Below are 15,985 nucleotides of genomic sequence, written 5' to 3'. Positions count from 1 at the left end.
CTGTGCTCGGTTGGTCGTGTACTTCAGTACACTCCCGCCCTGTGCTCCGGGGCGCCTTGCCACGACGGCAACTCCCCTACCTCCTCAGCCCCTAAAGCCAGATTAAGAATGATGGGAACAAGATAATGAATGTATTAGTAATTGGCAGCGGCGGCCGCGAACACGCACTAGCCTGGAAAGCGGCCCAAAACCCCAACGTAGAAACCGTCTATGTGGCACCAGGCAATGCCGGAACTGCCACCGAAGCCGGTCTGGAAAATGTCGCCATCGATGTGATGGATTTCGACAAGCTGGCAGCCTTTGCCAAAGACAACAACTGCGGCCTGACCATTGTCGGCCCCGAAGCCCCCCTGGTTGAAGGTGTGGTGGACTTCTTCGCCGAGAAGGGTCTGCGCGCTTTTGGTCCCAGCAAGGGCGCGGCGCAACTGGAAGGCTCCAAGGCGTTTACCAAGGATTTTCTGGCCCGCCACAAGATCCCGACTGCCGAGTATCAAAACTTCACCGAAGTCGAACCGGCTCTGGCCTACCTGAGAGAGAAAGGCGCACCCATCGTTGTGAAAGCCGATGGTCTGGCCGCCGGTAAAGGCGTGATCGTCGCAGAGTCTCTGGAACAAGCCGAAGAAGCGGTAAAAGACATGCTGTCTGGCAATGCCTTTGGCGACGCCGGCTGCCGCGTGGTGATTGAAGAATTCCTCGACGGCGAAGAAGCCAGCTTTATTGTCATGGTCGACGGCAAAAACGTGGTTCCCATGGCCAGCAGTCAGGATCACAAACGCGTTGGAGACAAGGATACCGGTCCAAACACCGGCGGCATGGGCGCATATTCTCCGGCTCCGGTAGTTACTCCTGAAATTCATCAGCGCGCCATGGATGAGGTGATCTACCCAACCGTCAAAGGTATGGCCGAAGAAGGTAACGACTACACCGGTTTCCTGTACGCCGGCCTGATGATCATGGCCGATGGCACCCCCAAAGTGATCGAGTACAACTGCCGCTTTGGTGATCCGGAAACCCAGCCCATCATGCTGCGCATGAAATCCGACATGGTTGAGCTGTGCGAAGCCGCTATCGACGGCGAACTGGCCGGTAAAACCACCGAGTGGGACGAGCGCTGCGCCGTGGGTGTAGTACTGGCCGCCGGCGGCTACCCCGCCAGCTACAACAAAGGTGATGTCATCAGCGGCCTGCCCACTGAAGAAGTCGAAGGCGAAAAAGTCTTCCACGCGGGTACGGCCCTGAAAGACGGCGACGTAGTCACCAGCGGCGGTCGTGTTCTTTGCGCCACCGCTCTGGGCAATACCGTTACCGAAGCGCAACAGCGCGCCTACGAACTGACCCGCAAGATTGACTGGAAGGACGTCTACTTCCGCAACGATATCGCATACCGCGCTATCGCTCGCGAACAGCAGTCCTGATCCAGCTTTGACGCCTGCCAGCCGGCACTGTCGGTTGGGCGGGCGCCTTTCTTTGGCCTTTCTGGCCCACTTCACGCTTACCCCGAGACACCCAACGACGCCCCGTAAAGGTGTGACTGACGGGTCATATTCGAATTTTATCTAAGGCTGTCACTTCACAACCCCATTTTGCCGCGTTAGCATCGGCTAAAGACCCCTATTGCGGTCAGAAAATACAACAATAATTAAAAACAACGACAGCGAATCCTCTCATGCCGGAGCCAACTGCCACCGTCAGTCTGTTTTCCACGCCCTTTATCACTGCCCTGTTGCTGGGGGCCACCGCGATACTGGTGCTGATCAATGTTGGTCAAGCCTGGGTGCGCCGTGAAAGTCTCAACCTGTGGATGGCCATTTATGTGCTTTCACTGACAGCAGCCCTGCTCTGCCTCTGGTACCTGCTGCACCCGGACGAGCACTCCCCACTGAGGCACACCCCTGACCTGTCCAGCGTACGCCTCTATGGCAAGGTCCTGCTGATCATCGCCATGATTGCCCAGTGCCGCCTGGTCTGGTGTTTTGCGCCCCTGCCGGACACCTTCCGGCGCTGGAGACGCAGTTTTATTGGCGCCAGTATCGTGCTGGTGTTAATGGCGGTCATCGCCACGACCATCACCACCCCAAGCACCCTGCTCAGCAATACATTAAAACTGACCTTCCTGTGCAGCACTCTGCTGTGCAGCATCCATCTTGCCTTGATCACCCGTGAGCACGAACCCAATGCCCTGTTTCTACTGGTGGCCAAAACATTTTCACTGCTGGCGTTTGGCAGTGCCTGGCTCGTCACACTCGTGAACATCGACTTGCCTATCGCTCATTGGATGGCACAGGCAACCATCATTATTGAAAGCATGCTGGTGACTTACGCTCTGATCATGCACAGTGTCGAACACTGGCAACAGCGCATACGCAGCCACTACGAACGCAGCCTGCAACTCAAGTTGAAACAGCAATACAACACCACCCTCAAGCTGGTTGATCACGAGCTGCGCACACCACTGAGCGGCATTGTAGGCATCGCCGAACTGTTACTGGATACATCCCTCAGCAAAACCCAGCGGGATCAAGTGAGCACCATGCGCCGGGCCAGTGAGTCTCTGCTGAAATGGCTGAATCGCCTGAATGACTGGCGCGCCCTGCAAATCGGGCGCCTGCACTTCGATGCCATCCCGTTTGATTTCTCTCAACTGCTTCAAACCCTGTTTGAGGACAGTCGCGTGAAGGCGGAAGATCGCAAGATTCGCCTGACCTACGCTCCACACAGCAACATGCCCACCCTCATCAAAGGCGATCCGGCAAGACTCAAACAGATCATTTCCGGAACCCTGGAAATGGCGCTGTATTATAGTGAACAGGGTGAGATTTCCATCGAACTCCAGCCAATGACCGAGCGCAATCGCTGGCAGCTGGTGATTACCGACACCCAAAGTGGACTGCAACACGAGGACATAGAAATTGCTCTGGCCAAAAACCGGAACCTGGATGCTGAACAATACAGCAGCGTGCAGCGTAACTGGTTAATAGCCAAAGCACTGGTGGAGCATCTCGACGGGACACTCAGCGCCGAACTGGAAGACGGGCACGTGCGTTTTACCTGCGAGTTACTGCTGCCGCGCTATTCCCTGCTGCAGCATCACGAAAATCAGTACGATCAGCTGCTGCACAAGAAACGTCTGCTGGTGGTGGACGACAGCAGCTCCAGCCGCAAACTGGTGGCCAAACGCGCTGACAGCTGGGGAATGACCACCACCTGCGTACCCGCCGGAAAAGACGCGGTTGCCATGATCAACACCATGAATCAGGTAGGCGCCGGTTTTGATGCCATCATTCTCGACTATGACCTGCCCGACATCACCGGTCTGGAACTGGCCAGACAGATCACCCGCAACCCCAGACTGAAACCGGTGCCGGTCATGATTATGCTCAGCGGCGACAACCTGTTCCCCTACGAAGAACAGGCCAGAGACGTGATGATCCGACGGGTGCTGACCAAACCCATCAGTTCACAGAGCCTGAAAATCACCCTGGCGGAAGAACTGACCCTGCAGGCCGCCCGAAACAAGCCGGCGTCACCAGACAGTCCCGACACCACGGCATCCTATAGTCCTGCGAAATAAACCAGGGTCCTGCGAAATAAACCAGGGTCCTGTGAAATAAACTACAGTCCCCCACGCGATCAGGCGGATACCGCACGGCCCTCGGCCCAATGGCGCAAGGCTTCAATCTGCTCAGCCATCACCACCGACAAGGGGGTGGTGCTGACAATGGCTTTGATCAACAGATCTTCGGTGAGCGTCTGCTCATCGTCCAGCGAATAGAGAGCCGAGACCACCGCCTGCTCAATCTCAGCCCCGGAAAAGCCCTCGGCCACAGCCGCCACTCGATTGAGATCAAAACTGTCGGGATTGATTCCGCGTTTTTTCAGGTGAATGGCAAAGATCACTTCACGTACGTCCGACGACGGCAAATCCACAAAGAAGATTTCGTCGAAGCGTCCCTTGCGCACCAGCTCTGCCGGTAATTTTTGAATGTCGTTACTGGTGGCCACCAAAAACACCGGTTTCTTGCGCTCGGCCATCCAGGTCAGAAAATAACCCAATAATCGTCGCCCCAGACCATCGTCGGCGCCCCCCTGAGCCATGGCCTTTTCCAGCTCATCGAGCCACAACACACAGGGCGCCATTAGCTCAGCCTGCTGCAACGCTTCGCGCAGGTTCTTCTCACTCTCGCCGATAAACTTGTTGTAGATGGACCCCATATCCAGACGCAACAACGGCAGTTGCCACAAGCCGGCTACCGCTTTGGCCGCAAGGCTTTTACCCCCGCCCTGCACACCGAGTAACAACACGCCCCGAGGCGGCTCCAGCCCCGAATCCCCCACAAAGGCCTTTTGCCGCTGATGCAGCCAGCCCTTGAAGTTCTCCAGCCCGCCCACATCGGCAAACGACTCGGTGTCGTACTCGTAACTGAGCACCCCCTGCCGATTGAGGATGGCAAACTTGGCACTGTTTACCTCCGGCAAATCGCTGTCGCTGATGGCGCCGTCATCGGCAATGGCGTGATAGGCCAGACGGGTCACATCCTGATGGGTCATACCCCGGAGACTGGCAACCAACAGTTTCAAGGCGCCCGCATCGGTGCGAATCCGCTGCTGACCCGATTGTTTGGCGTAGCGCTTGGCCTCCTGACGAATGATATTGAGGATTTCATCGTCGGTAGGCAGGGACAACTTCGCCCGCGATGAAAAGGCCTGTAGCTCTGGCGGCAGCTCGATACGATGACTGAGAAAAACAATACGCTTGGGGAGCACCTCAAAATCCAGAGCTATATCCTTCAGCAGCCGGACAATTTTGGGCTCACCCTCCAAATGGCAGTGAAAATCACACAACACAAAGACACCGCTGTCGTTTCGCGCTTTGATCGCCTGCAATGCTTGCACCGGGGTTTGTTCGGAATCGGCTTTTTGTTGCAGTCTGGGCCCAAAACCCACGGTATCCAGCCCTTCGGTCAGGGTCCAGCGATACAGGGTTTGCCCCTGTTGCTTACACTGACGCTTCAGAAGATCCAGTGCGTGGTTTTCCTGGCTGCTTTCCAGGGCGATCAGCGGCACTCGCTGACGCAGTAAACAGGCGATGTCTTCACTGACGGTGACTTGCATTATTCTTCCCTTGTAACGGTTATCTGCGCTTAAACTGATGAGATTGGCATCGATTAAGTCACTATCTTACCCCGTTACCGGACAAACCCGTAAATATCCGCCCTGCTGTTCTATTCATTACCCACCCACTATGGATTACAATGAAACCGTGTCACCCACTCTGACAGGCATCATCGAGGTAACCCCTATGTCCTCCCGACATTTATCCATGACGGACCAACTGCTCAGCCAGATGGACAGAGCCCTGCGCACCCTGGCACCGGGCAAAGTGAGCCATCAGCGTCCCTCACCGGCCAACGCCATCAATGAGGCCGAGATGACCGATGCCGAGCGCAAACACGCGGCCGGACTGATGCGCGTCAACCACGCCGGTGAAGTCTGCGCACAGGCGTTGTATCAGGGACAGGCTCTGACCGCCAAGCTCCCCACCGTCAGACAAGAAATGGAACACGCCGCCGAAGAAGAAGTGGATCATCTGGCCTGGTGTCAGGAGCGCATTGAAAGCCTCGGCAGCCACACGTCGGTACTCAATCCGCTGTGGTACGGCATGTCGTTTGGGATTGGCGCAGCGGCCGGTCTGGTCAGCGACAAGGTCAGTCTGGGGTTCGTCGCCGCCACTGAAGATCAGGTGTGCAAACACCTTGAAAGCCACCTGCATGAACTGCCGGCTCAGGATGAACGCAGCCGCGCCGTGGTAGAAGTGATGCTCGACGACGAGGCCAAGCATGGCCATGCTGCGCTTGCGGCAGGGGGATACCGCTTTCCCGCCCCCGTCAAGGGCATGATGTCGCTGGTATCCAAAGCCATGACCAAGACCAGCTACAAGATCTGATTTCGCCAAAGGCCCGAGAAGTCTGCAGGCTGATTGCTCAACAGCGGGCAACAGGGCATGGAAAAGAAAAAACACCGCTGAACAACTCCAGCGGTGTTGCAGTCAAACCAATGTACAGAGAACCTACCTAATTCATGACTACGCAGAAAGGTGTGATCTAATCCATCTGCTATAAGCCGAAAAACTCCAGTGCATTTAACCCAAGTATTCTCTGTTTGCGTTCGCTTGAAAACTCAGAGTGCTCGCGCACCAGCGTTCCCACTCTCTGTTCTCCCAGGGGAAATGGCGAATCTGATCCAAGCAGCACCCGCTCATCCCCCATCACCTCAACCAACAGCCTCAAAGAGTCTTCACTGAACACCGCTGAATCCACATAGAATCGATCGGTATAGGACGATGGTGGATTAGGACAGTCTTGACGAACAATATCCCGCTGACGCCAAGCATTTTCAACTCGTCCCAAGGTAAAGGCAAAGCTGCCACCACCGTGAGCAAAACACAGTTTTAAATCCCTTGAGATACGTTCAAACGCACCGGACAAAATCAGCGACAAAATCGACAACTGGGTTTCTGCCGGCATGGCCACCAACCACTGCAGCATATACTTGGGCATCCTCTCTCCCCCAAGCATGTCCCACGGGTGAACCAATACCGGCATGCCCTCACTGGCACAATGCTGCAAGAAAGTCACCAGACCCTCATCATCCAGGTTTTTCAAACCGACATGATTGCCAATCTGAACACCGATATGACCATTGGCTCGAGAACGGCTCACTTCTTTGCAGGATGCATCAATATCTTGCAAAGGCACCTGGCACAACGCCTTTAACCTTTGATCATTGTGACTGCATATTTCCAGGCCAAGGTCATTAAAAATTGATGCGGCTTCAGCTGCATGGTCTACAGGTCGGTCGTAACCAAAGAGCACCGGTGTTGCACACATAATCTGTATATCGACGCCATCACGATCCATTTCTTCCAACCTCAGGGCCGGATTCCACAAGGCCTCGTAGACTGGACGAAAATCCCTGTCCCCTACCATCAGCATGCCCTTCCCTGCCCCGGTGTGTCTGAGCCACGGCCAATCCGGCGTACCAAAACGCTCGGCGAAATCGGGCCAGTTTTCCGGCACGAAATGGGTATGCATATCCACTACTGTCATAATTTGTATCTCTAATAAATCACACATTCAGCCGTCAGGCCGGGTGTATTTCTCCGCAATTACCACAAACGCGCAGGGCTTGGTCTTCTTTAAAGGCCTTAAACAAAGGCGCCAAATCAGTAGCGATGTTTTTCAACTGCACTTCAACACGATGCACCAGATGATTGCAGGACTGGCAGTACCACTCGAATGCGTCCAGTTGGCCCTCGGCACGCTTCGGCTCTATCACCAGACAAATGCTTCCTTCTTCCGGGCGCTGGGGCGAATGTCGAATGTGAGGTGGCAATAAAAAGATATCGCCTTCTTTAAGATGAAGCTCCTCCGGACCTGATTCGGTCATAATTCGAAGAAAGGCATTCCCTTTCATCTGATAAAAAAATTCCTCTACGGGATCATCGTGGTAGTCGTACCGCTGATTCGGACCGCCCACCACAGTGACCATCAAGTCCGCGTCTTCCCAAATCAACTTATTATTCACGGGAGGTTTCAACAAATGTTCATGATCAACAATCCATTGCTGAAAATTGAAACCAGCCAACTTGCTGATGTTTTTTATCAAGGGTGTTGCCATATTCTCTCTCCGCCTTCACTGAGCATGAGTGGTTTTAATCACTACAGTGGTTTGTAAGCGACTGCTTTAATTTCAATCAACAAATGAGGATGAGGCAATTGATGCACCGCAACGGTTGTTCGGGTTGGCCCATCTTCTCCAAAGTATTCGCTGTAAACCTGATTGTAGCCACCAAAGTCATTCATATTGACCAGGTAACTGCTAATCTCCACAACATCCGAAAGATTCGCTCCCGCCTCTTTCAGAATGCCACCAATATTTTCAATCACAGCACGGGTTTGGTCGGCTATGTCAAGATTCGTTGTACCCATCTCATCGACTTCAACACCCACAAACGTGTTATCAGGGCGGCGGGAACTGGTGCCGGAGACAAAAATAAAATCACCTGCACGCTTGTAGTGTGGAAAGGTACCCCGTGGCTTTGCCCTGCCAGCAATGACTTGACTGTCTACAACTTTTGATTCTCTGGTCATACACATTTCTCTCACCATCATTCACTCAGGGGCTGGCTGACCGTAAATTCAGCTACACCCAACTTTTCGGTATTGACTCTGACATGAACACCGGGTCTCAAAGCTTCCGCAGCCGTTGCCGCGCCCGCCAATACAATACTGCCCGCAGTTAATTCACTTCCGGCCTCACCAGCCATTCGAGCAGCAGCCACCAGAGAACGATAAGGATTTCCCAGAATGGCGGCACTGGAACCGACCTGAACGGCTGCGCCATCAAATTCCAGGACCATACCTAAATTGGATATATCAACATCCGCTTTTTGCCAGGCTCCTACGGTAAAGCCAGAGGACGAACAGTTATCGGCAATAACATCCTGCAAAGAAAACTGAAAATTGTTGTAGCGTGAATCAATCACCTCCAGAGCTGGCGCCACAGCTTCGACAGCGCTCATGGCTTCCGCCAGGTTAATGACTCCGGACAAGGGGCGCTTCAATAAAAAAGCGATTTCGGGCTCTACCCTTGGGTGAATAAAATGAGAAAAATTCATTTCGCCACCGTCTTCAATAAACATACCACTGGTCAACGGCCCCCAAATCATGTCATCAACACCCATTTGAATCATCTTGGCGCGACTGGTGAATCCCATCTTGACGCCGAGCTGATGCTCGCCTCGAGAATAACGCCGGGCTACAGACAAACTCTGTAGCTGGTAGGCTTGTTCAATGGATAAATCAATTCCCAGTGAAGACAGCTGCTCAATGGCTTGCGCATTAAGTGCAGCACCATCAACCTGTGCGGCAAGCTCGGTTATTTCTTGGTTGGACATGTTCACAGCTTTATCTCCGCGGTGTTATTAATGTTCGACGTGCTCTGCTCTTTTTGACTCAACAAGTCCAGGGCCACATCCACAATCATATCTTCCTGACCACCCACCATGGCACGGGCGCCCAGCTCTACCAGGATCTCGCAAGTATCCAGCCCGTAGGTTGCCGCCGCTTTTTCCGCATGCCGTAAAAAGCTGGAATAAACACCCGCATATCCCAGCGATAACGTTTCCCGATCCACCTGAACCGGACGATCCTGAAGAGGCCTGACCAGATCGTCAGCGGCATCCATCAGTGTGTACAAATCACTGCCGTGTTTGAGTCCCATTCGATCTGCCGCGGCAATGAAAACTTCCAATGGTGCATTACCTGCACCAGCTCCCATGCCTGCCAGTGATGCATCAATACGTCGAGCCCCGTGCTCTGCAGCCACAATGGAGTTGGCCACGCCCAGAGACAGATTGTGATGAGCGTGTATACCTATCTCCGTTTCCGGCTTTAACCGATTTCTCAGGGCAGAGACACGGGCAGCAACATCGTTCATGTTCATGGCGCCACCGGAATCCACCACATACACACTCTGGGCACCGTAAGATTCCATCAGCTGAGCTTGATGCGCCAGACCTTCGGGACTGTTCATATGCGACATCATCAAAAAGCCAATGGTGTCCATGCCCAGCTCACGCGCGTACTCAATGTGCTGCCGGGAAATATCACCCTCGGTACAGTGAGTTGCAACTCTTACAGATCGAACACCGGCTGCATAAGCCCACCGCAAATCTTCTTTAACTGCAATGCCCGGCAAAATAAGCGTGGTGAGAATGGTTTTTTCCAGAACATCCGCAACTGCTTCGATCCACTCTTTATCCGTGTGTGCACCAAAACCGTAATTAAAACTGGATCCACCCAGACCATCACCGTGGGCAACTTCTAATGCATCAACACCAGCAGCCTCGAGAGCTCGGGCAATATTCTGCACCTGATCCAGACTGTATTGATGACGCACTGCGTGCATTCCATCACGCAGGGTGACATCCTGAATATAAAGTTGTTGAGTTTTATCCTTCATGGTTTACCCCTCACACGCCTGCACCTGAAACTTTTTAAGCGCAATTCGTTCCGCCGTTCCCAAAGCTGCTGACGTCATAATATCCAGGTTTCCCGCGTAGGCAGGCAGGTAATGCGCAGCGCCTTCGACTTCAAGAAAAATTGAAGATTTCAACCCCGTAAACTCTCCGTATCCAGGAATATGCAAAGGCGCCTCACTGCTAAAGTGTTCAAACTGCACCTTTTGTTTTAATCGATAACCCGGCACGTAGCTCTGAACGTCCGCGACCATCCGATCGACCGAAGCCTGTATATCCGATTCACTGGCAGAATCGCTCAGCACCAGGACCGTATCACGCATGATCATGGGAGGCTCCGCCGGATTTAAAATAATGATGGCCTTACCTTTGGCGGCACCGCCCACCTGTTCAATAGCCCTTGCGGTTGTTTGGGTAAATTCATCAATGTTGGCTCTGGTACCGGGACCGGCTGATCGGGAGGCGACAGACGCGATAATTTCTGCATAATGAACAGGGGCAACCCGACTTACGGCAGCCACCATCGGAATGGTCGCCTGACCACCACAAGTCACCATGTTCACATTGCCCTGATTCAGGTGTTCCTCCACATTCACCACGGGCACGGCATAGGGTCCGATGGCCGCAGGCGTAAGATCGACAACGACCTTGCCATGTTGTTGCAAAATATCGTTGTGGTATTTATGAGCGCCTGCGGAGGTTGCATCAAAAACAATTTTAATGTCATCGAATTCCGCCATAGCCAAGAGTCCATCAAGACCTTGATGAGTCGTCGCCACACCCATCCGTTGCGCCCGAGCCAATCCATCGGACTCCGGATCAATTCCAACCATGGCCGACAGTGACAGCACTTCTGAAGTACACAGGATTTTAATCATTAAATCTGTGCCAATATTTCCCGAGCCGATGATCGCTACTTTGATTCGTTCCGGCATTGGTAATTTTTGATCAATGGACATCATTGATCCTCCGCAGCAAATTCGACACGGACGCTTCCCAATCCCGAGATACGAGCTTCAACCCGGTCTCCCGGTGCAACGGACACCATCGGCCCGAGCGCCCCTGTTAAAATTGTGTCCCCGGCCTTTAATGGCATACCGACATCAACAAAGGTACGCGCCAACCAGACGGCCGCATTTAATGGATGGCCAAGACACGCCTGTCCAGCACCTACAGAAATTTGTTCCCCACGGCGCTCCATCACCATGCCACACAATTGCAAGTCGACGTCTTCGAGTCTTTTCGGTGAGTTCCCCAACACGTACAAACCACTGGAAGCATTATCTGCAATCGTATCGACGATATTGATATCCCAGTTTTGAATGCGGCTGCCAACAACCTCGATCGCTGGCAAAACATAGGCAGTTGCTCGAATCACATCGGCAACGGTGGGCAGTGTCATATCCAGATCACGTTCCAAAACCAGCGCCACTTCAGCTTCTACTTTTGGCTGCATCACACGATTGACACTGACTTCTGCGCCGTCACTGACAAACATGTCCGCAAACAGCACACCAAAATCCGGCTGATCCACACCTAATTGAGACTGTACTGTTTTTGAAGTCAAACCGGCTTTACAGCCAACCACTCGACGCCCCTGTTCAATCCAGTGTTGAGTATTGACATGTTGCACCGCGTAGGCCGTTTCCAAACTCATGGCGGGCAAAATATCGCGTACCGGTTTGCAAGCTGAACCACTGGCATAAGCGGCACGAATGGACTCTGCTGCTTCTAATATAATTTCGTTCGTCATAATGAATAACCTGAGAAATAACGACTAAAGCTTGATGCAAATATTGGTTGGTTCAGAATAAAAGTTCAGGGAATGCACCCCGCCTTCACGACCAACACCGGAGAGTTTGACGCCACCGAATGGTGTTCGCAGATCACGCAGATACCAGGTGTTCACCCAGGCAACGCCAACCTCCATCTGTTGAGCGACTCGGTGAGCACGCTGCAAGTTGGTCGTCCACACCGTGGCTGCCAAGCCGTAATTGCTGTTGTTGGCCATAGCCACCGCTTCTTCTTCAGTATCGAAAGGCGCAATGTGACAAACCGGGCCAAACACCTCTTCTTTAACGATACGGGCATCTTCGGGCAATCCGGTGAAAATCGTTGGCTGAACAAATGCGCCCTTATCGCGGTCATCTCCAAATTCAGGAATTCCACCACCTGTCACCACTGTTGCGCCTTCGGCTTTGGCGGATTCAAAATACGATATGACCTTGTCTCGGTGCTTGTGAGAAATCACCGGCCCCATATCGGTACTCTCGTCCAGCGGCCAACCGATATTGATGGCTTCTGCCCTGATTTTTAATGCCGCAACAAACCGATCGAAAATAGAGCGTTGCACATAGAGCCGCTCCGTACACAAACACACCTGACCGCCGTTGGTGAATACCGAACGGACGCTCCCGTTCACGGCTTCTTCAAAATCACAATCGTCAAAAATGATGCCGGCATTTTTACCACCCAATTCAAAAGACAGCGCCTTTACACCATCGGCAGCTGCCCGCATTATGGCGGATCCGGTTTTTGATTCACCGGTAAAGGTCACCGCATCGACCCCCGGATGAGTTGTCAAAAATTCACCCGCCGAGTTTGGACCAAAACCGTGCACCAGATTAAACACCCCTGTGGGCATTCCTACCTCGTGCATCACTTCTGCCAGTAATGTTGCCGTCGCAGGCGTTTCTTCCGAGGGTTTGGCAATCACCGTATTTCCGGCAGCCAGGGCTGGTGCCAGCTTCCAGGTCAATAACAACAGGGGTAAATTCCAGGGCGCAATGACCGCCACCACGCCCAGCGGCTTATTGACCGCATAGTTAAGGGCACCGCGACCATCATCGGTAGGTGTCTGAAAACACTCACTGGATTGTGAGGTCACCAAGTCGGCAAAAATTCGAAAGTTGGCGGCGCCGCGAGGAATGTCGATGTTGCGCGCCTGAAAAAAAGATTTTCCGGTATCGGCCATTTCCGCTGCGACAAATTCATCGAAGCGCGCCTCAATGGCATCGGCCACCTTGTGCAATAATTTGCAGCGCTCCGACTGAGTCATACGTCCCCACTCACCGGTCAGCGCCTGACGCGCAGCCTTAACGGCCACATCCACAGTAACCCCATCCGCTTCGGCAACGCGATTGATTACGGAGCCATCCACGGGATTGATGTTGGCAAACAGGTTTTCGCCGGCAATAAACTCACCCGCCACATAATTTTTAAGGACACCACCTGCGTGAGGAACTTTTTCGTACATCGGCTTATACCTGCTCCCAGTAAATGCTGGCGAACTCTCTTCAGTCACCGGTTTGAATGCCAGTGATTCAGACAAGATCGCGTTTGTTCTGGAGCCACTTTACGGCAGCCTAACATAATGGAAAAATAACAATTTTATGATCTGATATATTATTTTTAATATACCTGTTGAAAATTGATCAAAACCGCCAGCGTGTCTCCAGATAAATCAGCGACAATGTTTTTGAACGTCCTCCAAAAGCCTTCCCTGGACGGAACTGGGCCAAATTTAACTCCAGCTTCCATCCCGGGATTTTTCGGTAGCTGAGCACCAGATCCCATTCTTCCCCCAGCCCTTTATCGATGCCATTGGGACTGTCTTTCAATCCAAAGCCATAGAATTGCGTATCTGCCTGAGCCTGACGATAATCGTGATACAACAATTCAATTGAGGCTTTCTCAAAGGGTGTGAAACGCAATCCCAGCGTAGATAGCGAGATATTGCTGAGCTCCGGCTTGGTGAGCTCTCCGTAGTATTTCAGTTTCGCGCCCCCGCGGCCTATCCAACCATTATTCAGCTGCAAGCCGCTCTGGCGAAAACGCTGATCGATTCCATCGTCCAGTTGTTTGTCTCCACTGCCATAGGCATAACCGACGACAGCACTAGCCCAACTACTCATTTGCCATATGGCGCCCACATCCATGGCATAGGCACGAATAGACTCATTGCCAGATTCCCCCCGAGCAACCATCAACTCCAGCCAGTGATCGAGTGAGTTGGTAATCTGTCCCAAACTGCGGACACCGAATATCTGTGGGCTGTCATTTTGCCTGTTGTGGCTTTCCCGAAAAAACATATAAGCGCTGGCTTGCCGCTGTTGATTGTGGGCCTTCCATTCCAGGAAACCGTAACTGGTATCATCAATGCCCTGATTCGCCAGAAAGTCCTCTTTCCACACACCCTGACGGCCTGCAAATGCCGTAAACTGCCAGTCCCAACCTGAAGTTTTCCAGTGGTGTTGTGCGTGTATGCCATCAACGCTTTGATGAAACAAAAAGCCTCGGGAATCCTCGTAGTAATAACGCCCCAGGGACAATAGAGGATCACCGCTCTCATTGAGCCAGGAAACGTAGGCGCTTTCGAACCCTAGCCTGGAAGCCTGATCAGGTTCATCAATAATAATGGCTTCCTGCCACTTTAATGTGACCAGACCACTCACTCGATGAAACGGTTTGGCGGCAAGCCCCAACTTTAGCTCCTGACCAATCAAGTGCTCAGCCGGAAGCTGTGCCGACTTGTCCCGCCTGATGATTTGATTCACATATTCACCGCCCCAACTCAGATTTTCATTCAAAAGCCGCGGCGCATCCCAAGGAGGGTTGAAAGGAGTGATAACTGGTTTTCCGGAAACCTCACCTGCGGATTCCGCTGAAGCAACCAACGCCGGAACCACAACAGGCACAGACAATATTGTTCCCGCCATCAATGACTTCACTGTTCTGATGACCATCCTTTCGCCTCTTGCCCCTTCGACTAAAAAAGTCAGAGGTTAGGGGAAGGTTATCGTCGGCTGAAATAATGAATCGCCCGCAAGCTATAACAACTTAGTGATAGCCAGGAAGACTAATATTCATTTTTCCATGACGTGAAGGCAGGCATTATGGTACTTTCATTAAGCGTTAAAGATGCCAATCAGAATAGCGGAAGCGACCATGACCCCCGACAAGTTTGAACGCACACTTATTGCCCGACTTAAATTCAAGCATCTGAAACTGCTGGTGACCGTCAATGAGCAGCGCAACATTTTCAAAGCCGCGCAACTTCTGAACATGGCGCAACCCGCAGCGACCAAAACCATTCGCGATCTGGAAAATGACCTGGAGGTGGAGTTATTTGACCGCTCATCCCGCGGCGTCACCCCAACCCTCTACGGCGATATTGTTATTAAGCACGCGAAATTAATCTTGTCGCAGGTGAAGCACGCCAGCGAAGAACTGGCCTCACTCAAGGGAGGCCTTTCGGGGCGCGTCACCGTAGGGACACTGCTCGCAGCCAGTGCCAGTTTACTGCCCAGCGCAATCGCCAAATTGAAAAACGAACGTCCCAATGTCTCCATTAATCTGGTGGAGGGTACGATTGACACCCTGCTGGGCGGATTGCGCATCGGGGATATAGACCTGGTGGTTGGCCGACTGCCTAAAGCCCCTCAGGATGAAGGGATTGCCAGCGAGATTCTCTACTACGAGCCCGTTGTACTGGTGGCCCGTAAAGGTCACCCTTTGGCCAGCAAGCGCAACTTCCCACTCAAAGAACTTATGCAATATGAATGGATTTTGCCTCCGCAGACCACCAATTTGCGGCAGGAAATTAATACCGCATTATCCGAGGCAGGACTGGAGCCGCCGGCCCGGGCCGTCGAGTCAGTATCCATTCTTGCCAACCGGACCTTACTGGAAGAAACCGACATGATTGCCGCCTTGCCAGCCCAGGTCGCCCTGTCTTACGAACGCTCTGGCAATCTGATTCGGATACCGGTGGAACTTGGAATAAAACCCGGTCCTATCGGAGTCAGCCTGCGGGAAGGCAGGGAACTTTCACCGGCAGCATTCTACCTGCTGGAAAAACTGCACGATGTCGCAGACAACATTTCAATCACCTGAATTACAATCCTGGAACAAAAAAAGCACCGCAATACGGTGCTTTTTTATTAA

General features: G+C 52.7%; 14 protein-coding genes. 4 read left to right on the top strand and 10 right to left on the bottom strand.

Annotated elements, in window-relative coordinates:
- The first annotated feature begins 125 nt into the window (after positions 1-125).
- Together purD and KOI40_RS04640 are read left to right on the top strand one after the other, a co-directional pair.
- Positions 126-1,415 (top strand): phosphoribosylamine--glycine ligase, encoded by a 1,290-nt coding sequence (gene purD, locus KOI40_RS04645; protein WP_216096296.1) that lies wholly within the window; start codon positions 126-128, stop codon positions 1,413-1,415.
- A gap of 251 nt (positions 1,416-1,666) precedes the next feature.
- The gene (locus KOI40_RS04640; RefSeq protein WP_216096295.1) at positions 1,667-3,571 is read left to right on the top strand and encodes a response regulator; all 1,905 of its coding nucleotides are present in this window, start codon (positions 1,667-1,669) and stop codon (positions 3,569-3,571) included.
- A gap of 59 nt (positions 3,572-3,630) precedes the next feature.
- Here KOI40_RS04640 and KOI40_RS04635 read toward each other — a convergent pair whose 3' ends face one another.
- Positions 3,631-5,112, bottom strand: a complete 1,482-nt coding sequence (locus tag KOI40_RS04635; RefSeq protein WP_216096294.1) for a Ycf46 family AAA ATPase — start codon at positions 5,110-5,112, stop codon at positions 3,631-3,633.
- A 187-nt stretch (positions 5,113-5,299) separates the two neighbouring features.
- Here KOI40_RS04635 and coq7 point away from each other — a divergent pair, with 187 nt between their 5' ends.
- Positions 5,300-5,944, top strand: coding sequence for a 2-polyprenyl-3-methyl-6-methoxy-1,4-benzoquinone monooxygenase (gene coq7, locus KOI40_RS04630; protein WP_216096293.1), 645 nt, complete (start codon positions 5,300-5,302; stop codon positions 5,942-5,944).
- Positions 5,945-6,113: 169 nt separating this feature from the next.
- On the opposite strand, the gene KOI40_RS04625 is transcribed toward coq7, so the two are convergent.
- The 9 genes from KOI40_RS04625 to KOI40_RS04585 form a co-directional block, all read right to left on the bottom strand.
- Entirely contained in the window at positions 6,114-7,106 is a 993-nt protein-coding gene (locus KOI40_RS04625; protein WP_216096292.1) for an amidohydrolase family protein, read from the bottom strand.
- 34 nt (positions 7,107-7,140) lie between these two features.
- The gene (locus KOI40_RS04620) at positions 7,141-7,677 is read right to left on the bottom strand and encodes a 3-hydroxyanthranilate 3,4-dioxygenase (RefSeq protein ID WP_233710010.1); all 537 of its coding nucleotides are present in this window, start codon (positions 7,675-7,677) and stop codon (positions 7,141-7,143) included.
- Between the two features lie 41 nt (positions 7,678-7,718).
- Entirely contained in the window at positions 7,719-8,150 is a 432-nt protein-coding gene (locus KOI40_RS04615) for a RidA family protein (protein ID WP_216096291.1), read from the bottom strand.
- Positions 8,151-8,167: 17 nt separating this feature from the next.
- Complete coding sequence (locus KOI40_RS04610) at positions 8,168-8,956, bottom strand: 2-keto-4-pentenoate hydratase (RefSeq protein WP_216096290.1); 789 nt, start codon at positions 8,954-8,956, stop codon at positions 8,168-8,170.
- 2 nt (positions 8,957-8,958) lie between these two features.
- Positions 8,959-10,023, bottom strand: coding sequence for a 4-hydroxy-2-oxovalerate aldolase (dmpG, locus tag KOI40_RS04605; RefSeq protein ID WP_216096289.1), 1,065 nt, complete (start codon positions 10,021-10,023; stop codon positions 8,959-8,961).
- 3 nt (positions 10,024-10,026) lie between these two features.
- Positions 10,027-10,974, bottom strand: coding sequence for an acetaldehyde dehydrogenase (acetylating) (locus KOI40_RS04600; protein ID WP_216096652.1), 948 nt, complete (start codon positions 10,972-10,974; stop codon positions 10,027-10,029).
- Between the two features lie 23 nt (positions 10,975-10,997).
- Positions 10,998-11,792 (bottom strand): 2-keto-4-pentenoate hydratase, encoded by a 795-nt coding sequence (mhpD, locus tag KOI40_RS04595; protein ID WP_216096288.1) that lies wholly within the window; start codon positions 11,790-11,792, stop codon positions 10,998-11,000.
- 24 nt (positions 11,793-11,816) lie between these two features.
- Positions 11,817-13,295, bottom strand: a complete 1,479-nt coding sequence (locus KOI40_RS04590) for a 2-hydroxymuconic semialdehyde dehydrogenase (protein WP_216096287.1) — start codon at positions 13,293-13,295, stop codon at positions 11,817-11,819.
- 178 nt (positions 13,296-13,473) lie between these two features.
- Positions 13,474-14,784 (bottom strand): alginate export family protein, encoded by a 1,311-nt coding sequence (locus tag KOI40_RS04585; protein WP_216096286.1) that lies wholly within the window; start codon positions 14,782-14,784, stop codon positions 13,474-13,476.
- A 175-nt stretch (positions 14,785-14,959) separates the two neighbouring features.
- Here KOI40_RS04585 and KOI40_RS04580 point away from each other — a divergent pair, with 175 nt between their 5' ends.
- Entirely contained in the window at positions 14,960-15,934 is a 975-nt protein-coding gene (locus KOI40_RS04580) for a LysR substrate-binding domain-containing protein (RefSeq protein WP_216096285.1), read from the top strand.
- Positions 15,935-15,985: the final 51 nt, after the last annotated feature.

The organism is Pseudomaricurvus albidus, from assembly GCF_018863235.1.
Lineage (GTDB): Bacteria > Pseudomonadota > Gammaproteobacteria > Pseudomonadales > Cellvibrionaceae > Pseudomaricurvus > Pseudomaricurvus albidus.
Note: the sequence above shows the minus strand (reverse complement) of the source record. Positions and strands in the feature narration are given on the sequence as shown.